Consider the following 23246-nt stretch of genomic DNA (forward strand, 5'->3'; position numbering starts at 1 on the left):
AGTTTTGAAAACACTGCCAGAAAAATACTATCTTACGCACTTTTATGAGCTACTTGATTACTTAACGCAAACAAGTTGGGATTTACTCAGTGAAAATCAGCGAGCAAAAGTTAATGGCTTTAAGGTACTCTCTCAAGATAGTCAGTGTTTGTTGGTTCGTGTAGTAAATAGGAAACGTGATTTTGTATGTGCAGACGAGCTTGTTTATGAGGAAATCCAAGACTTTGGTCAGGCATATAATGAATTAAAACGCGCAGGCTGGTTACAACACGCAGATGATAAGTCTGCATTGGCGAGTCTAGTATCTGAGCTTAACAAAACCCAGCTGATTGCGCTTGCCAAAGCGCATGCCTTATCTGGTACTCCTGTTAAATCAGCTAAAAAGTCGCTTTGGCTCGATTATATTTTGTCCCAGCTAGATAACCTTGATCCATCATCAGCCATAATAGGAACATACTTTTCATCTCCTTTTAAGTCAGATTTAGCTTATTTTTTGTTTCTATTTTTTGGCAAATTAGGCGGTGGATTGACGCAGTTCTCGATGCGAGACTTAGGCGTTATGCATACGCAAAATGGCAGAGTGCAGGGGAATGCGCATTTTGAGCATCAACAAGAAGCGCTCAGTGCCTATTTGTATTGTAATTTATACCTCGATTTAAAAGGGTTAGCGCAAGAGTCTGCACTCAAATTAGCTAATAGTGTGTCAGCACATGAATACCCTCAGCCTATTGGCCAGTTGGCACAAATAAAATACGATCATTTATGTTATAAACTGGCTAATTTGGTGGCTGATGAAAATAGCGCCTTGAGTGAATCATTGCTGGTTTTGAGTGGTCACCCTAAAGCGCAAGAAAAGTATATCCGCTTACTATACGGCAAAGGTGAACACCAGCAGTGTAAAAACTTGATCGAGCAGCTGTTGGATGCGCCTGGCGACGAAAAGCTGCTCTTTTTTGCAGAGGACTTTTACCGACTAAAGTTCACGCAAACTCGAACCTCACTATTAACAGATATGCTTAGAGACAGCGGTGAACCTATAGCACTGGATGAGGCGTACGTTGGTTATGTAGAACAGGGACTTGTAGAGCTTTATGGACGTTCAGGCACCACAGCTTATCACTGTGAAAATAGATTGTGGCGTACCTTATTTTGTTTAAGCTTTTGGTATGAGTTGTTTGAAGATCCCCGAAATGCATTTTCTAATGAGTTTGAACGCACACCCAAGTGCATAAAAGATAACTCGTTTTATCAAGTGTTTAAGTCAGAGATAGAGCAACGTTTAAGCGCCTTTTGTGACAATGCACAGCTATTAAGTTGGTTAGTTAAACAGGCGTCAGAAAAGTTTGGGTCACATAATCGTTTAATGTACTGGCACCCAGATGGCCTAGCGCAACTGTTTGAGTTTGCTAAATATGCACCTATCGACGCGGTGTGTAACCACTTGCGAGCAATGAGTAAAGACTTTAATGGGTTGAAAGATGGATATCCGGATTTAATGGTCTGTCAAAATGGCGTTAGGTTTATCGAAGTGAAAGCGCCAGGAGATAGCTTGCGCCGTAATCAATTGATCACTATAAAAAAACTAGTTGAATCAGGTTTTGACGTGGGGATACAAACAGTTCAGTGGCAAGTGCAACCTATGCAGCCTTATGTCATTGTGGACATAGAAACGACAGGTGGAAAAAAAGAGCATGATAAAATCACTGAAATTGCCATGGTCAAGGTTGTTAATGGGCAAATTGTTGGAAAATGGCACAGTCTAATCAATCCCAAGAGGCGGATCCCGCGTTATATCACCGAATTGACAGGCATTGACAATGAGATGGTTAATGACGCGCCGATATTTAGTGAGGTCGTTGACGATATCGATGCTTTTAGTAAAGATGCTATTTTTGTCGCGCACAACGTTAACTTTGATTTTGGCTTTATAAAGGCCGAGTTTGCGAGACTGGAGAGGCAATATAAGCGCGCTAAGCTATGTACTGTGCAATTGGGTCGCAAGTGGATCCCTGGGCATGCGTCCTACTCTCTTGGTAAAATTTGTCAGGATTTAGATATACCGCTTCAAGGTCATCATAGGGCTCTCAATGATGCAATGGCGACCGTAGAGTTGTTTAATCTCATTAATCAAAAAAGGCTGATGGGTGATGATATGGAGAAAGAGGCGGAGCGATGATCATTGTTAACTCGGTAATTAGCATAAAAGTACACCGTTATGCTATTTAATACTTTTATTATCTATGTGAGCAAGTGTTGTGTAGCCGTGTCTTTGGTGGCGCTTGCTATGCTGACGATCCCCGTGGTTGAGCACAGTATTGTTCTGCTTATGACTGTGTTGACGGTACTAGTACTGACGAACGCCATGATGTATCTAGCATTTTACAAAGACAAGTCGTATGCGCAAAGCAACAAGCAAAGAGTATCTGAAAAAACATTGATCTTGTTATCTATGCTGGCGTTGCACTGTACTACTCACCTCACTATGCACTTTACTCAGCACAAAACCAGTAAATGGTCATTTCAACTCAAGTTGCTATTAGCCATTTTGTTGCAGTTGAGTGCCAGTACCGTAGGGTTTGTGCAAATATATATGTAGTGTACTTTTTACTGTGCTTAAGCCGGAAAGAGATAACGCCAGTGATTACTGGCGTTTTTGTTATCACGGATTGAGTTCTTCCGTAAGTTCATCAAGGAGTGACCATCGGTGCTCTTTAACTTGTGTGCCTTTACCTAAAATCCAATAATCATAGTTACTCTGTATCGCGCCCTTACTTTGTTGGATGGATAGCCATGTATTTACATAATTCAAAATATCGACATTACGCTTTGCTACGGCGAACCCAACAGGGTATTTGAGCTCAGCCCCTTTTGGTACAACGACGCCATATTCAGGATAAAACATACTCCACGCAAATCCCGCTTCAGCACTAATAACAAGGGCATCAAAGTCGCTACTTTTTTCAAAAAATGACTGGTGATTACCAAGTTGTGTAACTTGAATTTGCTTATATCTGTTGGCGACATCTCGCATAAGGGGTTGGTATTCAACATGGGCAAGGTTGAGTTTATCTTTATTTAACAGGAGTTCTCTCGATGCAAACTCTTTGAGCCTATGATCTTTTGCCACTAGCGCCAGTTGCAGTTCCATAACAGGGTTGGTGAAGCGCACACTGCTTAAGTCCATAACGCTCATCTCTAGCCCTGACATAGCGATGTCGAAATAACCTTTGCTTAAATATTCAGGCAATTGGTGCTTTTTAAAAGGAATAAATTCAACTTTTACTTGTAAATCAGACGCAAGCTTATGCGCAAGCCCAATGTCAAATCCAACCAGTTCATCTTTTTGATTAAAATAACTGAACGGCACATTATCTACCAAATAGCCTACGCGCAGCAGATTTCGTTTTTTAATAATGTCTATATTGGTTAATGAGAGTTCGCCGCTTTGATAGGCTTTAGGTACATGGTTAAGTACATCGCTTGGTACTTGATCTGAAACCACCATATTAGCAATTACATCGTCGGCACCTTTGGTACTTTTGGCCAAATAGTTATTAGTCGCAAAACTTAAGACCATAAAGGCAGGTAGGAATACTGACAGTAAAGTTAGGTAATACACAGAGCGTATGCGTTTTAAATGTAATTGTTGTTTGTTATAGAAAATACACAGCAACGTTACTGCGAAAATATACACAACCGTAGTTGGGGAGACGACCTTTGCAGTCAACACAGACATGGATAAATATAACTGATAGCTGTCAGCTGGGATCTTTAAACTATCCAACATGTAAGGAATGGCAATGTGGACGTTGGCAAAGTAACTGAGCATTGCAGAGAGGGTTACATTTGGGATTTGCTCAATGGAAATTGGGTTACCTGTTAACCAAGCAGCAAAAGTGACAAACATTAAAGTAGTTAGTTTACCAAGGCTTGGGAAGGTGTATGCAATAGGCACTAATACTTCAGCAATATGATCAGACTCTTCATCGCTACGTTTAATTTTTTGAAGGTGTGCTTTAATTCCTTCTGTGATGACAGGCAGCACGATAAACACGTTACCGGTACTGAATGCCGTTATCCATGCGTTACGCATTACCTTGATTAAGTCGCGGTATTTTACCGGTGTCAGTGCAGCAACCAGCATAGGCAGTAAAGCAAACATCAGGTAAAAGCCTAAACAAATAACTAAGACTAAATAAATTTGCAGATTACTGAGCTCTTCTTGTCCGATGGTGCCCGCGGTACTTGCAGTCATCGAGAAAATACCGATTGGGAAAAACTTAATTACTTTTTTTGACATGACAGTCAAACCTTGTCCGACGACCTCAAGTACATCAAGTAACTGGTTTTTTCTACCGTTTGAAATAAGGGCAAGACCTAATGCGATACAAAATATTACAAGAGCAGGTACATTTCCCTGTGCCATAGATGCAAAAGGGTTAGAGGGAATATATTGCTGAACAAAGTTAACTTCTGGCGCTTGTGCTACAAGGGCTGGAGAAAAGAAGGTACCAGCATCATGACTTGGTAAAGTTAACGTAAAGCACCAAATCACGGCAAGGCCTATTACCCAAAGTGCTATCATGGTAATGGCGGCCTTGGCGAGTACAGTTTTTACTTGATCTGGGCTGAATTTGCCTAGGCCAACAACGAGGCTGACAACAATATAGGGGAAGATAGTAATTTGCATTAAGCTGACAAAACCTTCGCCAATAGGCTGTAAAAACGCCACGCGTTCACCAAAAATGAGCCCTGTTGCAATACCGAAGATCAGTGCCCACAGCATCCAGTTCATGCTTTTTATCCAATCGAATACTCTATTCATTGTTACCCGCCGCAGTTAAATAGGTGCGCGATTATATTGAGGTTAGCTGAAAATAATCTGAATGCATGAAATGAAATATAACAACAGGGCGTTATGCATTGGAAAGTTATAGATTTGATGCGAGTAAGTATTCACATTTGGCCGCGATTTCATACGCGGCCAGAATAAAAATTCATAAAGAATAAAAAATGTAATTTGCAGTAATTGTCATACTTCGTAATCTTCACCGTTTTTGCTGCGATAACATTTACAACGAGGCTCATCGAGTAAAGTGTGCTGAACGCCATCAATGAAACTCATCCAAAGTTTGGTGTGTTGACGATTTTGTGTATCAATCGAACTAAATGGTGTTTCATACTGTACGTCGTTAATATGGGCTTTATCATATTTTCCATTTTCACCAGCGATATTAAAGCTCAGCTCAATATGTAGGCCATCATCTTTTTGTAGCAATATAGTTGTAGGCTCTTCTTTGTGGCCACAAAGCGCGACAAATTGCTTGGTGTTTTTCAACCCACAATGTTGCCCGTCTTCAAAAAAAACCATGAGATGATTGTAATAAACAACGTAAGCACTCACTTGAGTATGTGAACCGAATTCGAGCGGGCAGTGTTGATCTAAAAATTGTTTTGCAATGATGAGTTTCTGGCATTCTTCACTCAGTGGTGGTGTGGTTTGAAGTTGTGCTTTCATTGATGTATCCCCAGTTACCGAAATTAAATTGTTGTGACGTTATGGTTGTCTCATAACGCTCGCTGATTAATTGACTACAATTTCAGTGTATAAAAAAATATCAATAAATTTCACAAAAAGAATTTTACAGTGTAAATTTTACAAAGCCTGGTCTGACCTCTTGTTGTAAAATGCTCGAGTTTATGCTCTTTTATATCATGCACATGTTTAAAAATGTCGCGAACATTGATGAAAGTCGCTTAAATTAGAAGGATTGGTATTAAAAATGAAAAAATCGTCAGAATTGATGCGTAAGTCTCACTTTCTCGGTACCAAAATTCGCAACCTTCGAAAGCGTAACCATTTAACGCTGGAAGATCTGTCTGCTCGCTGCATCAGAGTTGACCCGCACACAGCGCCATCGGTGTCATATCTATCTATGATTGAGCGGGGAAAACGTACTCCAAGTAGTGGCATGTTAGACAACTTTGCCGAGGTGTTTCAAAAGCCTCTTTCTTGGTTTTTAGACACAGACCCAGAGCCTGATGACATTACGCCACAAAAAGGGCGATCCGGTGGAATAGAGGGCATGGCGCTTGAGCCCAACTTTTTATTTTCAAATGACATTTTACAAATCGCGATACCAGAAATGCTTTCGCAAACAGGGATCAGCGGACGTCAGTTTGCACATTTACTGATCCGCGCTCACCAAGAGCATCATCAGAATCATTTTCCCGACCTAGAACGTGCGGCTGATGAAGTAGGTGGCAAAAATTTATATCTAAGCGTTGAAGCATTATTAATGTTGCTCAAAAAACAAGGCTTAGTGGTTAAATGGTTCGATAAGGTGCCCAATGAAGTGATGGATGACAGTGGTCATGTGTTTAACCACTTAATCACATCCTATTTTAGTGAACCAAATATTGTGCACATTAATCGAACTTTGGAGAAAAACCCAGCAAGACTGAAGTATGATCTAGCCGTGCATATAGGTCACAGTGTTTTACATGAACTAGAAGGTTTGCGTTGTGTTTTGCGTACTGGCGGATTTAATACGGCTGTATTGCCAGCTTCCGACACTGCGCCCAATGCGCAAGATATCCTGACCGCGTGGCATGATTTTGAATCCAGCTTTTTTGCCGGCGCGCTTCTTTGCCCAAAAGTGGCTTACCGGCAGTTATTAGACTCGTATGGCTATGAGATTGACATTCATCAGCATTTAAATATTTCGCCATCGGTTGCAATGCGGCGCATGACCGTGGTCTCTCCATATCCGCATTGGCATTACTTTGATGCTTATTTACCTGGTAAGCTGAAAGCTGTATATCGTGGGAATGGGATCCCACTGCCTTGGGGAAACATGCGCAGTGTAGAAGATCCTTGCCAGCATTGGGCTGTATTTAGAAAGTTTGTAGCACAAACTGAGCAGTCCAGCGCACAATTATCTATTCTAAACGTCAATGGAAAACCACATTTATATTGTTGTGAGTCACTAAAAGTAAATGACTTGGTAGAGAATGCACATGTTTTGTGTGCTGGTATAGACCTGAATCCAGCCATCGATGCGCAAGGGTATAGTGCCGAGGAGGTTGTACAAGAGCTGCAAGCATTATGCATAAAACAAGGAGGTGCCAGTGTGGTGCCGTGGCATCTAAAAAAACAATTAATGAGTGTGGCAAAAATACTTAATATTAATTGGATAGAGCGAGGCATCAATAACGATGTTAGAGTCATTTGCACGCGTGGCACAGCTTGCCCAAGACAACCGAGCTGCTATGAATCCAGTTAATGCTTATAATGTAATTAATGAGAGCTTCTAAGGCAAAGTTAAGATTGAGAAAGTTGGCAATTAAAATGCTTGATGAGTGGGGGAAGGCACTGTGTTTTTTTTCGCTTATTTTACTTGCAAGCAAAGCAAGTGGTGCGCAGATAAACTGTGAGAAAACCTTGAGAGTAAGCACCAGTGGTAACTGGCCGCCCTATTCTGAACGTATTGGCGCGCACTATGTTGGTCTTGAAGTTGAGATCGTAGAGCTGATTTTAAGGGATGCAGGGTTTTGCTGGCAATATGTTGAATTACCTTCTTCTAGTCGAGCGTTTAAACAGTTTCAAGAGAGCCAAGTTGATTTAATCCCAGCCGCAAGTTTTACGCAATCTAGACGAAAGTACGCTGAATTCAGCATACCTTATCGACAAGAAATCATGCTATTGTTCACGCACAAACAAAATCAACAAGACATGTCGAGCCTTGCTAACGTGACATCTTTTAATTTACTTGAGGGCCTTGGAAAAAATCTCGTCGCAGTCAGTCGCGGGAGTGTGTATGGGCAGCCATTTGCAGACTTTAGGCGCACTTGTGAAGATTGTGTGGTTGAAACAAACTTTGCCCATGAGCGATTTGACTTAATTAATAAAAAGCGAGTTGAATATGCGGTAGCAGACTATTTAACCGGTGCCTATTTACTGCAAAGGTCAGAATATATAAACAAAATAAAATCTACCACAGTCCGCATTTATGAAAACCCAATTCATTATATGCTTCGCCCTGGGATGTTAACAGAAAAGCAGTTGCAAAGGCTCAATTTGTCTATTCTTAAAAACAGTCAGCATATCAAAGGCATCATAGATGCATACCAGAAAAATCTTGGCTTAATGAAGTGAACTATGAGCGGATAAATAACGTTTAGTGTGTATGATAAAAACAAGTTTGTATAAGTTATTTATTCAAAATAATCGTTTTTTTTAGCATGGTACTTATACTGAAATTTATGCCACATAAAACGTATATACTCAGTGGTTTATTTTACACAGCTAAATTTATATACCAGGTTTAGGGCTGCATTAATGGTTTTGTGTTAATTGCATAGCTTATGTATACAAGCTACTTTCCACTTGAAGAGTTTTGACGTTTTTGCGATGTTAGAGCACATTTTCTGTTATTTTTTATCGTAAGAACGTCTTCATCCACTGGGACTGTTCTTGTTGCAAGCCAAAGTATTACGATGGCTTCGAGCAAGCAAAGTAGCGTCAGTAATGGGCTAAAAAAATATTTAATAAATGGAAAGGAGTTAATAGCATATATGACATACAAGCTTACTTCTACCAATGCTATAAAGGTAATTACTGAACAGGACAGGTAGATAAATAACAATGCACCTTCTTGCTTGGTGAAATAAAAGTTATCGAGAACATCTTTAAAAAGTCGGCTGCGTTTTTGTAAGCGTGCAATAATAAGCCTTCTAGCAAGTACAACATAAATATAGAGTAGGCTATTTAGGAATATCCATAAATAATAGTAATTACGCCAGTCTAGCGCAAATTCAGCTATTATCGTAGCAATGAGCTCAAGGGCAGCCAGTAGTATTAGTAGGCAGCGTGTATTAATACTTTTCCAACCGACAAGCAATGCAATAAAGATGACAGGCAAGCTAATGAAGCTGATACCATGGTAGATAGTGTTTATAGAAAACGCTTCAAACAATTAAAGGACCCTTTATTCAAGTGTGAAGTGAGTGAGTTATCAGCTAGTTTATAATTTTATTTACGTTAGTCTATAACTAATAAGATATAGTGTAGGGAAAACGCTTTGAGTTCTGGAACGTTCAGGGAAATGTGAATATTTATGTTCGCTATTTTGCACCCACCTGTAGGAATGATGGGAGATGGGTAGTGAACAATGAATGGACAGTAGGTATAATCATTTTTAACAAAGACGCTTAACGTCTCTTTAGTGGCAACTTAGTACTAGAATAGTTTTTACGACCTTCAAATTTTCACTGTAATTTAAAGGTTTCGACCTCATTTTTGAGGTCGATTATTTAAACCAAAATTCCTATTTATGAGTAATACAATAGTCCTTTATTGAACTTCAACTGATAAAAACAAGCAAATAAGTAAATTAATGAAAAACATCACAAATTTATTTCTCATATTTGGGTTCGAGTAAAGTCGAATTTCATACTCTAATTTTACTTAATTTGCACTTCATGGAACTAAGGTCTAATTTCATTAAGCGAGTAAGCTTAGACTTTAAATCACAATGGGCTTTATTCGGCACGGACAGGATATTCGCCACCACCATTTGCAGGTCCGCCACCAAATACATATGCAAGTAAGTCTTTCTCGATTTCTTTCATTTTATTTCCTTAGTTCTATGTTTCAAATTTTATATATCAGCCTTATAATTTGTCATGTGCCAAACTATTATCGCTGTCATTGACAATTTCTTTTTTATCTAAAATCATACTAAACACTAGGAATAACTCAGATACTGATATTAATATGTGAGTTGGTTCGTATATGTATAGTCTGAATGGATAGCTATCTATTAAAAATAATTTATATAGGTTTACTTCGGCAAAAGTAATTAAAAATGTTATTGCTGTTACATAGAAAAGAAATAGTAATCCACCTTCTTGCCTCGTAAATCTATAATTCTTCTTTGCTTTTCTGAAAAATTCTATATTTGGTTCCAACTTCTCAGCAATAAGCCTTCTTGTAAGGACTGGTACTATAAATAAAGTACACATAAAGAATCCCCACAAGTAATATACATTACCCCAAGAAACTGCTTTGAAGTACATTGCTGAGTCAAAAGCCTCTATACCTATTAGTAATAATAATAAATATCTAAAATTTAAATTCTTCCAACTGATTATCAGTGCGAAAATATAAAAGGGAAGAATTATAAAGCCATAATAGTCAAGTAGACTCGTTAAACTCTCATAACTAAACATCAGGTACGTCCTTTTAATTTCTTTTGTTTTCTGGTTGTTGACTTTCGAGTAGTTGCTTGGTTTGTTCTTCTGGACTAAACCCACATATAAAACAAATTAAAAAATAACTTGTTAAAGGTACTGGTGTTTTACCAGTTTCCCAATTGGATATAGTAGCTTGATCCACCGTTGGAATTAGCTTTTGTCCTAGTTGACTTTGAGTGAAGCCTGCGTCTTTACGCATCGATTTAATCGACTTGGCAGCTTCTCCCCATAAGCCATTAAACAGTCCTAGTTGTCGAATTCTCAATTTCATATTTCCAACATTACCTTTTGATAACAAATTTAACAAAAGCTATCATTAATAATACTGCCGTGGCAAGTATTTAGAGATAATTAACAGCTTATATTAATATAATCATGTTATTTAAAAATAACTAGGATTTACTCGATATAAATTTAACCTGATGTTTATTAAATTTTTCATTTGTTGAAAGTTATATTATCAAGGTGTGTTCGAGAAATAAACTGCAAAAGCCAAAAAAATTAAATTTTTTATTGTTTTTGTATTGAGGTGATTAATGCCAAAGTATTGTAGTATGGAAGATGGTTTTATATTTTATTGTTGATTTTAATGGGATTTAAAGTGTTATTTTATCAGTTTTTTATGTTTTATTGGTGCGATTTATTCATTAATTTGCGGGCTTTTCTGCCGAAAGTTGCGTGAAAGTTATTTATCACATCTCATGCTATTGTACTAGTGGATGCAAAAATTGTAGCGGTGTTGCACTTATCTTTAAAGCGATGTAAAAGGCTTTCTCTCGAAATTTGTACCTGTGCACTGTCCAAAGTTGGCTTGTTATTCAATGCATTGCCCTTTTCGCGACCTATTTTTTGAACCTTTTGAGTGTTATAAAGGCGTTTTGTACATAATTATTAGTGCAATGATGCCAAGCTTTTGATCTACAACTCTGGTGGAGAGTATCGCCTAGGTATAGGTTTGGGTTGCTACGAAAATTGAATTTTTCATACTAGTATAATGGTTTATTATTTTATGTGATGGATTGAATGTAAATCTATTATGTGTTCAGTGAAATTGTATTTTTAAATTAATCACTCGAATGTTTTTTAAATAAAAGAATCTCAGAAGCTAAAAATATCGTAACTTTTACGATGGCATGGTTTTAAAAAAAAGCTTAGGTGACGCAATATAAAAAACGGTGCAATTTAGGCAGGTTTTGCACCGTTTATAGGGAGATTTCAATATTAGTAATGATTGTTTATTATCTAGGTGTTACCCTTCGCAGTCTTCCCATATTTCACCATCGTTACTGCAATGCGTAATATAAGTGCCGTCATCTCGGTAAGTTTCGCGTTTCCATGTACCATCACTATACTTATATGTCGTAATGCGGTTTTCGCTAGAGTCATCAGTAATACGCTTTTCCCAAGAGTAAAAAGGAATAGTAATGTCTTTGTCAAACTCGTGTCCAGATTGAACAAAATAATAAGTTAAAACTAATATATCTAAGAGATTTGGTTTGTCAGCTAAATTAACCCAGTCAGGTAGATCGTTTTTCGAATTTTTATCTTGTGTTATGGACGTTAAGTAATTGACGCCATTTTTACTATAGCTAACCGACAACCCTCTGTATGGTGCGTCACTAAAATCAATTTTATTATTACACATTTCTTCGTGAGAGGTGCGATCAACTGATTTGTAGTTGTCTAAAGAATAGGTAATATCACCAATTTTTATTTCCAAAACTTCTGAGTGGTGGCAAACACCTAGATCGTCCAGTGTGTTTTTTTCCATATCTACATATCGTCTATAGTTATGACCATCACCCCAAGGCTGAGTTGTAATTTTACGATCGTAGTGTACAAACAGAACTTCTTCTAAGTTCTCATCCATTCGAACTGTTTCATTCACAATTGGCGCATCGTCTTCAGCATATATCACAATGCTTCTATACCAAACACGCTCTTCGCTTTGTGGTTGCGCAGGAGGCGTGTCTTGGTAATGAAGAACACGGATCTCATGCGCATCAAGATATTCTTTTGCAAGGGCAAGGTACTTTTCAACACTTGCTTGAAGTCCTTTAACAATGTTTTCAGCTAATTTTTTTAGGCTTTCATCGCCACTCTCAATGTAGTCACTAAATAGCTGCTCTTCTGAGATATTATAGTGATCAACGACTTGCTTTATACTCTTGCTCAAAACAATTTGTAGCTGTTTCTTTAGCTTGTTGTCGGCAATGATTTCAGCGCAAGTGGTGTTTTTAAATTCATCGGATTTATAAAGTGATTGCCATAATACCGTGGTTAACGGTGTTATATGTTGCAAGGTTTCATCATCCGGTGTTGTGAAAGACGGAGGCAATACCATCTGATATGCTTTTGTTACTTCACCTAAGTCCTCATCAATGGCACCTACTGGGACGTCAACGTAAGTAGGTACATAAGCCGCACATTGGGCCTGCTCTTCAGTCAGTTCAAGTTCGTAGCTGCCTTTGTCTGTTGAAATTACAAAAGGTTCATGTTCATCTTTTTTGGCGTTGCTGTTTAGGTCAAGCCAAACTGTTGCGCCTTTTACATAGCCATCAATAACGCGTCCTCGCCTAGCATACCGGCTTTGATCTGTATCTACAGGAGGAGTTGAGTCTGCATTATCTGCAGATCCTGAGTCACTCTCAGGTGTTTGGGATCCTGTATTCCCATTATGTTGAACAGGAGGCGTGCTGGTGTTTTTATTATTGAGTTCAATAGAAGGTGAGCCGGAGCCGCCTTTACCACCACAGCCTGTAAAAAGAGAGCCGCATAATATTGCTAACGTGAGTGTTTTTAATTGAGTTTTAAACATGCATGTTCCTTAATACGCAGGTTTATAAGTTACTGCTTCGATTGTTATTTTAATACTGCTATGCAGAGATTTTAGAATTTGCAAAGCGCATTCGATATGAAAAATTTTAAGCAAATTTGGGCTAAACTCGGTAGTTAAAAACAGACAAAAAAGCGTAATTTTCTGCCAAAAAGGAAAGTTAACTACAAAGTTTTATAATTATTAGGTTGTTGCTATTATGTCAAATAGGTACAATGGTTCTCAACCACAAATATAAAAATAAGTAAATATAACAACACCCTAGTAACATGATTCATAATTTATCATCGACATTTTTTGTTAGCTACTTCCTTATTTTTGTTGCACTTTTTTGCAGTAAGGGCAGCGCTGAGCCCAATTTTTCCAATGTACTAGGGGTTGGTGACGGGTTACCGAGTAATCGTGTATTTGATATTGAACGTGACCATCTAGGTTATATGTGGTTGGCTACGGAGCAGGGGGTTGCAAGGTTTGATGGCATGTATGTGAAACGTTTTTCAGCACATACGACACCAACGCTCAGTTTGTCTCTAAAAGTTCGAGATTTGTTATTCGACAGAAACAATCGCCTGTGGGTTGCTGGTAAACAGGGCCTTGAGTTGCTTGAGCCATATAGCGAGCGGTTTGAGCCCATAACTCCTAGTCAACAAAGTATGCAGTTAAATGCTTATAGTGTTATTGAATCGCAACTCGGTACTGTTTGGGTTGGCGCAAGCACTGGATTGTTCCAATATACTGACAATGAATTGAAGCCCATGGCTTTGACGTTGAACGAAAAGCAAATCACGCCTCATGTGTTGTCTTTGACAGAAGCAGGACCGAATGAACTATTATTGGCCACCGAAAACGGTGTTTTACTCCTAGATTTGACCACATTTAAGGTTCAATATTTGCAAAATGATGTAGGTGAAACTGTTTTCGCTGATAGGGTATGGCGCTTAAGTGACGGACGTATTTGGCTGGCAATTCATGGACAAGGCTTAGCAACGTATAGCGCGAAAACGGAAAAAGTATCAATGCGATATATAGATGAAAACGAGTTTGATACAGTTGGCTATGTTTTTGATTTATTAAGAAACAAAGAACAGTTTTTGGCGGCCTCACTTAATACCGGTTTACTCACTTTAAATGATGGTACAGTAGAAAGTAATCAAGGGTTACCCCCTTTACTGTCTTTATATCAGGATGAGCAAGTGACGGCATATGGTAGCTTCAGTGAAGGTGTCACTTTTAGCTCAGCAAATCATAATGCTGTAAAAAACCAATATTTCGCCCACCCAAGCGAAACTGGCCAATATGAAATTAACGATATTTTGATGACTCAAGATGCTATCTGGTTTGCTGATCAATTGGCAGGTGTTTGTCGTTATTCTTTACAGGGCGTATTTGAAGCGTGTTTAGAGACCGATGATTTATCAGCGCAAGCAATTACACAATCTGCTGATGGCCGCGTATGGGTTAGTTTATATCAAACTCTTGTTCAAATTGAACCAGATAGTTTGAAAGTTATTCGACAATTCGACTTCTCAAATTATCAAATACCAGACTCGATCTATGCGATTGCTTCACAAAGTGATCACTCTGTGTGGTTATCTCACAGCTTTGATGGATTGACTCATTTAAATGCAGTTACTGGAAAAGTAGAGCGATTTCACACGGGTAATTCTTCATTGAAAAGTGATGAGGTACATAGTATTGCGTTATATGAAGATACTTTGTGGGTTGCAACATCAAAGGGGTTACAAGCTTTTGATATGCGCTCTGAAAAACTGACAGTAGGTATGCCACTGGCCAATGACATTACCACAGCAGTATATGATTTATCTGTCAGTCCACAGGGACTGTTATTTATCCAGACAGATATCGATGTACGAGTGTTTGATTTAAAAACACAGGCATGGCTAGAACTACCAGACAAAATTAAAAGTTTAACAGATACAAGTATCGCCTTTGATGATAATGGCTTTGCATGGTTCGCAAGTAGTCATGGGTTAATGGGCTGGTCTCGTGAAAATACAAACGTTTCTGTGCGTCACTTTGATAAAGGGGATGGCTTGTACCCCCAAGGGTATTTAGGTGGTGCCGGCGATGGCTTAAATCAGCAAGTGGTGTTCGCATCGCCAGATGGATTAAGTATTTTTAATCCTGATAAGTTCGACTTTTCAGAGGCTTCACCTAAAGTCAGTGAGTTTGAATTGACGTTTACAGACGGTGAAACTCAAAGCTATTTTAATCAAACAAATATGCCTCTTTTACCATATGACCACGCAAGTATTCGATTTGTTCTGGCTAACACAAACTTCTCAAGTGCTGTTAAGCAGCAATTTAAGTATAAGCTAGAAGGAGTTGCAAATACTTGGGTTGAGCTTGGTAAAAGCCGAGTGCTGATGATCCCAAAGCTTGCACATGGAGAATATACTCTGCTACTGAAAAGCACAGATAGTGACGGTAACTGGTCGGGTAATGTAGGTCGGTTTTCTTTTGTTATTCAAACACCTTGGTACCTAACTGTATGGGCATTTTGCTTATATGGTTTATTGGCATTACTCACCCTGTTTGTTTTATACCGTGCTCGAATTGGTACCCTCAGGCGCATTCAAATAGCGCTAGAGAAAGAAGTTGCTACTCAAACTCAAGAAATAAGTAAACAAAATAAGCTGCTGATAGAAAAAACAGAAGCCTTGGCTGATGCTCAAGCACAGCGTTCAGCCTTACTAAGAACACTGTCACATGAATTGATGACTCCGGTGTCGCTGATCCAGGGGCCTGCAGAACAATTGATAAAAATACAGCATTCTGATGAACGCAGCAAAATGGCCAATATTGTTGTGAGTAATGCTAAACGCCTCAAAGTGCTAATTCAGCAACTGATGCAGGTTTCTAATTTAAACCAAGAATCATCCTTGGCACTTGAAACGGCACAAGTACCTATAACAAGTTTTTGTATGTCTCAAATTTGCCAAGAGCAAGTTGCTGCATTTCTTCCTGTTGCCCATCAGCGGGGCATTGAACTAACAGTTAGCATAGAAAAAGATATTTATATTCAAGCACGGCCAGATCAACTTGAGCAGTGTGTCAGTAATTTACTCAGTAATGCCGTTAAATACAGTCACGATGGTGGCGAGGTAGTGATCAGTCTAGAGATGATTTCATCATCTACTCAACCAAGGTGTAGACTAAGGGTCAAAGACTTTGGCATAGGTATTGAAGTTGCTGAGCAGAAAGCTATATTTTCTCCTGAGTATCGGGCAGAGAATGGCCGTTTACAAAATGTAGGCTTAGGCATTGGCCTGAGTGTCGTAAAATCGGTAGTAGACGAGTTAGATGGCGCTATTGACGTTATCTCTGACATTGGCAAGGGAAGTGAGTTTAGCTTGGTTTTTGAGACATTTTCGAATGTTAATTGCTCCTCGCTTGATAAAGTGGTGACAAATAAGCTGCATGATAGTAGCAATAAAACAATTTTAATTGTCGACGATACCCCTGACATGCTTACGCTATTACATAGCGTGTTTAGTGTTGATTATCAGGTAGAGCAAGCCTCTGATGGTTTACAAGGAGTTCAAATGGCAAAAGAACTGCTGCCTGATCTCATTATATCTGATGTCATGATGCCTAAATTGGACGGGTTTGGTTTACTAAGCTCGGTGAAGCAGGATGCCCTGACTGCGCATATTCCAGTGATATTGCTGACTGCGAATTTAAATGAACAAAAAGAACTAGAGGGGTTGAGTCGTCAAGCTGATGACTATATAACCAAGCCTTTTAGTGTTCAGGCATTTGAATTAAAAGTACGCAACGTATTTATGCACCATGCAGCAAACATAGCAAAATGGCACTCTCGTATTGAGAAACCCTGTGAGAGCCAAACCGATGGTTTACCATTGTTACCCAAATTTAGTTTTAAAGATGAACCATATATTTATGACTTTCTCGATAAACTCGATAGTGTGATCCATAAATCTTATCAAGACCCTCAGGTAGGAGTGCCAGAACTTGCCAAAGAGATGGCGCTAAGTGAACGTCAGTTGCATCGTAAGTTGAGCGCGGTCATGTCAATGGGAGCTAATGAATACTTGAGGAATTATCGCTTGTATCAGTCAATAACACCTTTATTACACGGTAAAAGCGTAGCAGAGGTGGCTGATTTTGTTGGGTTTAACTCTGCATCCTACTTCAGCGCATGTTTTAAAAAGCACTATGGGTTAACTGCAAAAAGCTATGTTCAGAAGCATAGAGATAAACATAAAACGAGTAGGTTGGCTTAACATTCTCGTCTAATAAGGTCGGTGCCACTTTTTCAAGTGGAATAGCTAAACAATGTGCTACTCAAGCGTCTTTGTTTTTGTATTCTTGCACTTAGCACCGATATTATAAGCTAAATGGATGTCGATTTTTAACCGCTCTTCTCTTTTATTGAATAAATGATCATAGCTAACAGTGTGCCACAGGTTAATGACCAAGGAAGGTAGTGAAGTAACTCAAATGTGTCATAAACAAAAGTAGAAGTAAAATCTAAAGCAATCCTCAAGTAGTTTTCAATTAGGGCTAGAAAACATACCAGCATCAGGAACAAAAAGTACCAATGATATAAAGCATCGAAATATGTGAGTTTAATATTGTTCGAACTTGAAATAAGTCTAGATAACTGCACTCTGAAAATAAAGACACAAAATGCGACAAAATTCACGATTAACTGTACACCAAAAACATAAGTCCCTTGGCTTAGATAATCATTATCAATTGCTGTTAAGTCTATAAGTCCTGAGATGAAAATTATATAGTTTAGGCTATTGATGGTCAGTAAAAAAAGAGATGTGTGAAAGATGTTTATATCCTTTAATACTTGTCCAGCAAAGAGGGCAAAGCATAAAAGTAGTATATACAAGGGAGTTACTACAAAGGGGGTCTTTAATTGTATAAAAAAAGCTAAAATTGCTACGACGCTTAACACAATCAAAAAGGAGGTTTTCATAGGCTAATAATGTGTTTATGTTGCTTTCTAAAATCTATAATTGAGCGTGATAGCATGAGTAGTTTTTATCGTAGGTGTAAATGTTACATTTATTTTGAGATTAAATTTTTTATAATTCAAGCCAATATAGTGCCTTAACTTTAAATTATAAATATTTAAATACTAAGTATTGAAAGTGTTTCTTTATTTTTTTGGGTTAAGTTCCTCTCACTGTTACTTCGTTTTCTTACTGTTACTTCGTTTTCTTTCTGTTATTTTGCTCTACTTTGATATTTTTATTGACTTGGCTCTGTATTGCATCAATCTGGTTGACCACAGAGCGGGTATCAATTTTGCAAAAAATTAGCCATTTTAAGAAGTCCCTCATTTTGGGCTGACCGACATCTAATTCATAGTTACTTACGGTTTCTCTGGATATGCCTAGTTTGTCAGCCATCTCTTTTTGGGTTAAACCTGCATTGACTCTCATGCTTTTTAGGTCATCACCACTTATCACTTTCCTTATCCTCTTCCATTTTGTTCATTCGGAGATTTTTCCGCATGCATTGTTTCACGATATTAACATTGATTTTTCATAAGTAAATATCTTGGCTTTGAGTTCCTTGGTTTTCATGACGATAGTATCTGTCGTGCGTAGCCTAGATGTCGCTCTAGTAATGTTTACTCAAAAGCGTATTAATAATTTCCGTTTGTTATCAATAACCACTTTTATAAGGACAATATATGGTTAGCAGATTTATGAGACATGACGCAGTGAAGCGCAGATTGGTAATTAACAAGTTAATGTTAGAAATGCAGCATAACTTAAAAATTATAAGAAAAAATAGAAACTTAACGCAAAAGCAATTAGGGGATAAGCTAAATGTTGACCAGGCGACAATCAGCAATTTTGAGAATGGTAAAACCTACATGACTATTGAGCTTGTGTATGAAATGTATTTAATTTTCGGTAATGAATTCTCGTTACCCTGTATAAGGTACTTAGATGATAAATAGCCGATATTGTTTGATTTTAGCTGGATTGGCTTAAAGTTCAGGAAAGGACTGCGAGTTCTTAATACAAGCTTTCATGAGTAAATCATACAAGACGAAGTTTTATGATTTTTAAAATTACATTGTTTTAACGAGTGCAATCCGTATGTAGACGAACAAAAGCTTACCTATGGGTGGCATTAAACCTACTTATGTTTTATTGCCTAGCATTTTTGGGTAAAAGTTGAAATGGGCGATTAGTCGATATTGACAGACGGCAGCTTGGAAATATAGTAGGAACGCGGTGTCTATTAATTGAGCATCTTTGGCACTGCAGCCACCCAAAATTATAAAGGAATGATAATGATTAATAAAATAGCTTTAATATGTGCAATGGCCTCTATGTCAGCAGTTTCTAATGAAGTGATCTATGATACAGACTCACAAGCAGGTATTAATACGTATTATGCACAGGGTCCAATTAGTGAAGTTGAGGTGCAAAGCCGCAGTGCATCGTATCTTTCAGCGCGATTTTTTGTAACAGGAACTGATGTGAACTGCCCCAATGCGCAAGTAATCAATGAAAATACTTGGCAAGTGTTGGCAGAGTTACCTGTACAAGGAAACACGGCCATTACAGGTACATTACCGAGTGGTTTTGAAAGCACGCCTAAGTCTTTACAGATCACTTGTCATAGTGATAGTAAAACTTATACTGTATATCACAAAATTCCTGCTGCTCCAGTCATTAATTGGGAAAGCGAGATGACGGTATCAAATTGGGTAAATGGCAGTCATGCTGGGTACTATGCAAATATTAATTATGTATCAGCAGCCTTTGTAAATAATAATGCACCAGATGGCCTGTGTACTTTTTCAAACTTAGTTGGACAAACTCCTAGCGTTATTGAAAGCAAACAAGGGGTGGCTTTTAATAGTGCACACTTTACTACCGAAGGCACGGCTTTAGCGGATGGACAATATGTATATAGGTACGTTGTATCTGAAATTATTTGCAAAAATGCAGGTGGCACTACGCGTGCTGTTGAAGCCTGGGACTTAGGTTATGATCATAGCCCTTCACCAGATCGAGATTATACAGTTTATTCTTATTAACTCTGAGTGTTAAGAAAGGATAACCACTGAATTTTAGGTTGTGTGTAGAGGCTTTCATAAAACCTCTACTTATTCTAATGCAGACTGAAATCCTTGAGGCCTCTGTTGTGTCGGTAACGTATTCTGTTTTCTCTCATCTATTTTCGTTGTGGGGTAATACTACTTTGGTTCTATGAAATTGAATCGACTCGTTATGGTATTTGATCACTGTTTAATATGGCTTTCTCAGGGTCTAACTCACTTTGCGCTCTACCGAAATTTTTTCCATAGACTCTACTGCATAAGCCGTCTGAAATAGTTTGCCTTCACTAATGAAAATTACATTCGAATAACCTTCAATTGCTTGTGGTTTATAGCTTGGCTATATTATTAAACTTATTTTAGGGGGGTGGGCGAGTACTGAATTCATATCATAACAGGTTTGAAGAGATAAAGGCGCAACTAGAGTTAAGTGCACAAGAAGATTTAATAGGAGATGAGAGTGAGAGCCTACTTATGGATTGTCAGCCGAGGTATCGAGACTTACACTTAATGATAAAGTTGAACGCTCTCACCCTAAAGGTAAGCGTATAAATGAGACATTGATTTAGAGGCTAAGCTGGCTGAGTGGGAGGCGTTCTATAACATTCATAGTCCACATGGTGGCTTGAAAGGATAAAACGCCCTGTTAGGTTCTGGCCTTGAAAGTGTGAACCTACTTCTGAGTTGCCAGCTTAGGTATCGATAATGATCAACGATATAGTTCGCCATTTAGTAGCTTTACAATATCTTCTGCCATACCAAAAATGAAAAGATCTTGATATTTTTCAATGCCTTGTAAATTTAATTCTTTCAGGTTTGCGGGTTCAAATTCTTCAAAATGGCTTTGGCCCCCACCGAATCTATCAATTATAAATTCAAGCTGATTGCCTTTTTTCTGGAGTAAGTAAAGTTTGAAGGATGAGCCCATCATTGCCATTTTCCCATTGAAGCTTCGAGTGCCTGTCCCAACAAATAATATTGATATAGACGAATTAAAGCTATTCACTGAATGCATTAACCAAGGGTATGTTGTTGTCGAAGGTGTGGATTCGGCCCTTAGGGTTGAATGCACGGCCATTGAGGTGGATTAACTTAAGGGGGATATTAAAGTCTCTGATTGTTCTGAAGAGTGTTAATTGTTACCGTCGTAGGGTAACTATCAATTGGGGCCAAACCGGATGGCTAAATACTCTTCAGTGTTTTCAAGGTTAAAACCTGTGTTATTCATCCTTATCATAGGAATCGCCATCTACTTTGGTATTCACTACATAGGCGAAAGTCTTGTTGTGCATATGGATTCACTGGAATCACATAACCACATTTCAGAAGTACTAACAAATAAGCTCTTAAGGAAATATGACAAGCTAGCATTTGGCGCTTTAATTGCTTTTGTCTTTATCGCGATCAAACGCTTTTGGAAAGATAGTCGACGTTAGTTTTCAATATATGCAAACCTTTTTTATCATCAATTTCAAAGGGCAAACTAGTAAATTTGATAAGGCTTTTTAGTAGTCGAGTTCGGAGGAAAAGTTGAGCGTCTTGGTTGGGTGATAAAATTCAATATAAGGTGTGGTCAACGATGACCTATTTATTTCTCATATTAGCTAATTTAATGTAAGTTGTTATTTCAATAAATTTACACTTAAATCACAATAATGAAGGGGTTTAGTTATCAATTACACTTTTACCATGGAAATTATTAGAACATTAGTGTCAGTGGCGACATTAATATCAATTTATTTTGCTTACAAAAGCTATAAAGCATCGAACTTAAAAAAAGAAGATGAAGATAAAGTCGCAAGCGATAAAGAAATTTTTGCTCAAGCCTTGAACTCTCTTAAGTGGGGTTTTGAAGTCTTATCTGAAGGGGGTGCTGAAAAAGCACCAAAGGCTAGTAGATTAAACTGGCTTACGTCAGCCAGACATATTACGAGATACGTGGAGTTAAAGAAATTAATCCAAACAAAAACGTATAGATTAATTTGTGATGAAAATGAAGAGTACTGGAGACACAAGTTTTATGTTTTGTTAGACCGACAAGAACTACGATGTTCTGCTTATTTTACAAGCGACCCAAGTGATGATTGGCCTGAGAATATTGAAATAACATCTGCTATGGTAATAAATAACTTTGCTAATTGGCAAGATGAAACTGTTGACCCGATAGATGTAGTTGACCGTGAGGAATTGATTAAATGTGGCAAACCATTTTCTGGTATGTGTGGTCAAGGGCTCAGGAAATATTATCTCAGGTTTGAAGAGATAAAATCACAACGGGGGCTAAGTGCACAGCAAGAGCCAAGTGCACAACTGACAGGTGAAGATGAGAAGTTATTGTAAGAGGGCGCTCAGAATTCTGTGTCAGCCTATCTAAATTCTAGCCCTCTAGCCCTCAAGTTCCAATTTCCAGAGCTAGTACCGTCTCAAGAAATCTTCGTAAACTTATTCGTCTCTCGATTGCGAGCAACCAGAACTGGGTCACAGTGCTTGTTGTTTTTGAAGAACTCCAGCAACTCTTTTAACTCCGGTTCTAGCTCTTCTGGCAGCCATACGGTTGTCTTTTTTAATCCTTGTGCTTTCAACTTCGCTTCATACTTTTGATTCTTAGTCATGACAAATGGTCCTTTCAAGTGCTCTGAGTGTTAATCAATTCAGTTAGGGTTGCTCGCTTGCGAGCGGTTTAGCCCGCGCTTAATTGAGTGACAACGACCATTTCAGAAATGATGAACGGGTCAAGAATAAATCACGGGGGTAGCCCGTAGGGGGGTCCGTTATTTTTATTGATGCGAGAAGAATGTATGAAAGAGTACAAATTAAGTGCCTGTCACGGCGAGTGACCGCCCCGCGCGGGGATGGGGTTTGTTTGTGGTTTTAAAAATATGTGGTCACAATGTGGACACTTTATTCCAGACACAAAAAAGCCAGTTAAAGAAGTTCTCTAACTGGCTGTTTTATAACACTTAATGTGGTGGAACTTACGGAAAATGAGTTAAACCAATTGTTCGATGAAATGGCGAGAATCGAAGATATTTTGCAGGACACTTCACTTGGTCATAAGAAGCGTAGATT

General features: G+C 38.4%; 18 protein-coding genes. 9 read left to right on the forward strand and 9 right to left on the reverse strand.

Annotation, left to right across the window (positions count from 1 at the left end; translation table 11 throughout):
* Positions 1-4 precede the first annotated feature (4 nt).
* Positions 5-2176: an exonuclease domain-containing protein gene (locus S4054249_RS08245; RefSeq protein ID WP_046357299.1), complete on the forward strand. Its 2172-nt coding sequence runs from the start codon at positions 5-7 to the stop codon at positions 2174-2176.
* Between the two features lie 39 nt (positions 2177-2215).
* Complete coding sequence (locus S4054249_RS08250) at positions 2216-2596, forward strand: DUF1294 domain-containing protein (protein ID WP_046357300.1); 381 nt, start codon at positions 2216-2218, stop codon at positions 2594-2596.
* A gap of 63 nt (positions 2597-2659) precedes the next feature.
* Here the strand turns inward: S4054249_RS08250 and S4054249_RS08255 are convergent, their stop codons facing one another.
* Together S4054249_RS08255 and S4054249_RS08260 are read right to left on the reverse strand one after the other, a co-directional pair.
* Positions 2660-4786: a cation:dicarboxylate symporter family transporter gene (locus tag S4054249_RS08255; RefSeq protein ID WP_419555174.1), complete on the reverse strand. Its 2127-nt coding sequence runs from the start codon at positions 4784-4786 to the stop codon at positions 2660-2662.
* Positions 4787-5032: 246 nt separating this feature from the next.
* Positions 5033-5518: a malate synthase gene (locus S4054249_RS08260; RefSeq protein ID WP_046357302.1), complete on the reverse strand. Its 486-nt coding sequence runs from the start codon at positions 5516-5518 to the stop codon at positions 5033-5035.
* A 265-nt stretch (positions 5519-5783) separates the two neighbouring features.
* On the opposite strand from S4054249_RS08260, the gene S4054249_RS08265 reads away from it, so the two are divergent.
* Positions 5784-7286: a DUF3612 domain-containing protein gene (locus S4054249_RS08265; RefSeq protein ID WP_046357303.1), complete on the forward strand. Its 1503-nt coding sequence runs from the start codon at positions 5784-5786 to the stop codon at positions 7284-7286.
* A 17-nt stretch (positions 7287-7303) separates the two neighbouring features.
* Entirely contained in the window at positions 7304-8158 is an 855-nt protein-coding gene (locus tag S4054249_RS08270; protein ID WP_080928414.1) for a substrate-binding periplasmic protein, read from the forward strand.
* A gap of 220 nt (positions 8159-8378) precedes the next feature.
* On the opposite strand, the gene S4054249_RS08275 is transcribed toward S4054249_RS08270, so the two are convergent.
* The 4 genes from S4054249_RS08275 to S4054249_RS08290 form a co-directional block, all read right to left on the reverse strand.
* Complete coding sequence (locus tag S4054249_RS08275) at positions 8379-8978, reverse strand: hypothetical protein (RefSeq protein ID WP_046357305.1); 600 nt, start codon at positions 8976-8978, stop codon at positions 8379-8381.
* A gap of 697 nt (positions 8979-9675) precedes the next feature.
* Positions 9676-10233, reverse strand: a complete 558-nt coding sequence (locus tag S4054249_RS08280) for a hypothetical protein (RefSeq protein WP_046357306.1) — start codon at positions 10231-10233, stop codon at positions 9676-9678.
* 13 nt (positions 10234-10246) lie between these two features.
* Positions 10247-10528 carry a helix-turn-helix domain-containing protein gene (locus S4054249_RS08285; RefSeq protein WP_046357307.1) on the reverse strand — a complete coding sequence of 94 codons (282 nt, stop codon included), beginning with the start codon at positions 10526-10528 and terminating at the stop codon, positions 10247-10249.
* Positions 10529-11506: 978 nt separating this feature from the next.
* Entirely contained in the window at positions 11507-13075 is a 1569-nt protein-coding gene (locus tag S4054249_RS08290; protein WP_046357308.1) for a hypothetical protein, read from the reverse strand.
* A 287-nt stretch (positions 13076-13362) separates the two neighbouring features.
* On the opposite strand from S4054249_RS08290, the gene S4054249_RS08295 reads away from it, so the two are divergent.
* Entirely contained in the window at positions 13363-17361 is a 3999-nt protein-coding gene (locus S4054249_RS08295; protein ID WP_046357309.1) for a response regulator, read from the forward strand.
* Between the two features lie 939 nt (positions 17362-18300).
* On the opposite strand, the gene S4054249_RS08305 is transcribed toward S4054249_RS08295, so the two are convergent.
* Positions 18301-18564, reverse strand: coding sequence for a helix-turn-helix domain-containing protein (locus tag S4054249_RS08305; RefSeq protein WP_046357311.1), 264 nt, complete (start codon positions 18562-18564; stop codon positions 18301-18303).
* A gap of 296 nt (positions 18565-18860) precedes the next feature.
* Here S4054249_RS08305 and S4054249_RS27285 point away from each other — a divergent pair, with 296 nt between their 5' ends.
* Both S4054249_RS27285 and S4054249_RS08315 read left to right on the forward strand, forming a co-directional pair.
* Complete coding sequence (locus tag S4054249_RS27285; RefSeq protein ID WP_419555175.1) at positions 18861-19064, forward strand: helix-turn-helix transcriptional regulator; 204 nt, start codon at positions 18861-18863, stop codon at positions 19062-19064.
* A 339-nt stretch (positions 19065-19403) separates the two neighbouring features.
* Complete coding sequence (locus S4054249_RS08315; protein ID WP_046357312.1) at positions 19404-20156, forward strand: hypothetical protein; 753 nt, start codon at positions 19404-19406, stop codon at positions 20154-20156.
* A gap of 730 nt (positions 20157-20886) precedes the next feature.
* Here the strand turns inward: S4054249_RS08315 and S4054249_RS08320 are convergent.
* A complete protein-coding gene (locus S4054249_RS08320; protein WP_145924996.1) occupies positions 20887-21183 on the reverse strand; it encodes a hypothetical protein in 297 nt (98 codons plus the stop codon).
* 172 nt (positions 21184-21355) lie between these two features.
* On the opposite strand from S4054249_RS08320, the gene S4054249_RS08325 reads away from it, so the two are divergent.
* On the forward strand, positions 21356-21613 hold the full coding sequence (locus S4054249_RS08325) for a hypothetical protein (protein WP_046357314.1): 258 nt from the start codon (positions 21356-21358) through the stop codon (positions 21611-21613).
* A 253-nt stretch (positions 21614-21866) separates the two neighbouring features.
* On the forward strand, positions 21867-22517 hold the full coding sequence (locus S4054249_RS08330) for a hypothetical protein (protein ID WP_046357315.1): 651 nt from the start codon (positions 21867-21869) through the stop codon (positions 22515-22517).
* 83 nt (positions 22518-22600) lie between these two features.
* On the opposite strand, the gene S4054249_RS08335 is transcribed toward S4054249_RS08330, so the two are convergent.
* Positions 22601-22789, reverse strand: coding sequence for a hypothetical protein (locus S4054249_RS08335; RefSeq protein ID WP_046357316.1), 189 nt, complete (start codon positions 22787-22789; stop codon positions 22601-22603).
* Between the last annotated feature and the right edge of the window lie 457 nt (positions 22790-23246).

Origin of the sequence: Pseudoalteromonas luteoviolacea (genome assembly GCF_001750165.1) — a bacterium.
GTDB lineage: Bacteria > Pseudomonadota > Gammaproteobacteria > Enterobacterales > Alteromonadaceae > Pseudoalteromonas > Pseudoalteromonas luteoviolacea_G.

What these genes read in the sequence shown, in the direction of transcription:
- S4054249_RS08250 (WP_046357300.1), top strand. Translation starts at nt 2,216, where the DNA reads ATGCTATTTAATACTTTTATTATCTATGTGAGCAAGTGTTGTGTAGCC.
- S4054249_RS08255 (WP_419555174.1), bottom strand. Translation starts at nt 4,786, where the DNA reads ATGCTGTGGGCACTGATCTTCGGTATTGCAACAGGGCTCATTTTTGGT.
- S4054249_RS08260 (WP_046357302.1), bottom strand. Translation starts at nt 5,518, where the DNA reads ATGAAAGCACAACTTCAAACCACACCACCACTGAGTGAAGAATGCCAG.
- S4054249_RS08265 (WP_046357303.1), top strand. Translation starts at nt 5,784, where the DNA reads ATGAAAAAATCGTCAGAATTGATGCGTAAGTCTCACTTTCTCGGTACC.
- S4054249_RS08270 (WP_080928414.1), top strand. Translation starts at nt 7,304, where the DNA reads ATGAGAGCTTCTAAGGCAAAGTTAAGATTGAGAAAGTTGGCAATTAAA.
- S4054249_RS08280 (WP_046357306.1), bottom strand. Translation starts at nt 10,233, where the DNA reads ATGTTTAGTTATGAGAGTTTAACGAGTCTACTTGACTATTATGGCTTT.
- S4054249_RS08285 (WP_046357307.1), bottom strand. Translation starts at nt 10,528, where the DNA reads ATGAAATTGAGAATTCGACAACTAGGACTGTTTAATGGCTTATGGGGA.
- S4054249_RS08290 (WP_046357308.1), bottom strand. Translation starts at nt 13,075, where the DNA reads ATGTTTAAAACTCAATTAAAAACACTCACGTTAGCAATATTATGCGGC.
- S4054249_RS08295 (WP_046357309.1), top strand. Translation starts at nt 13,363, where the DNA reads ATGATTCATAATTTATCATCGACATTTTTTGTTAGCTACTTCCTTATT.
- S4054249_RS27285 (WP_419555175.1), top strand. Translation starts at nt 18,861, where the DNA reads ATGCAGCATAACTTAAAAATTATAAGAAAAAATAGAAACTTAACGCAA.
- S4054249_RS08315 (WP_046357312.1), top strand. Translation starts at nt 19,404, where the DNA reads ATGATTAATAAAATAGCTTTAATATGTGCAATGGCCTCTATGTCAGCA.
- S4054249_RS08325 (WP_046357314.1), top strand. Translation starts at nt 21,356, where the DNA reads ATGGCTAAATACTCTTCAGTGTTTTCAAGGTTAAAACCTGTGTTATTC.
- S4054249_RS08330 (WP_046357315.1), top strand. Translation starts at nt 21,867, where the DNA reads ATGGAAATTATTAGAACATTAGTGTCAGTGGCGACATTAATATCAATT.
- S4054249_RS08335 (WP_046357316.1), bottom strand. Translation starts at nt 22,789, where the DNA reads ATGACTAAGAATCAAAAGTATGAAGCGAAGTTGAAAGCACAAGGATTA.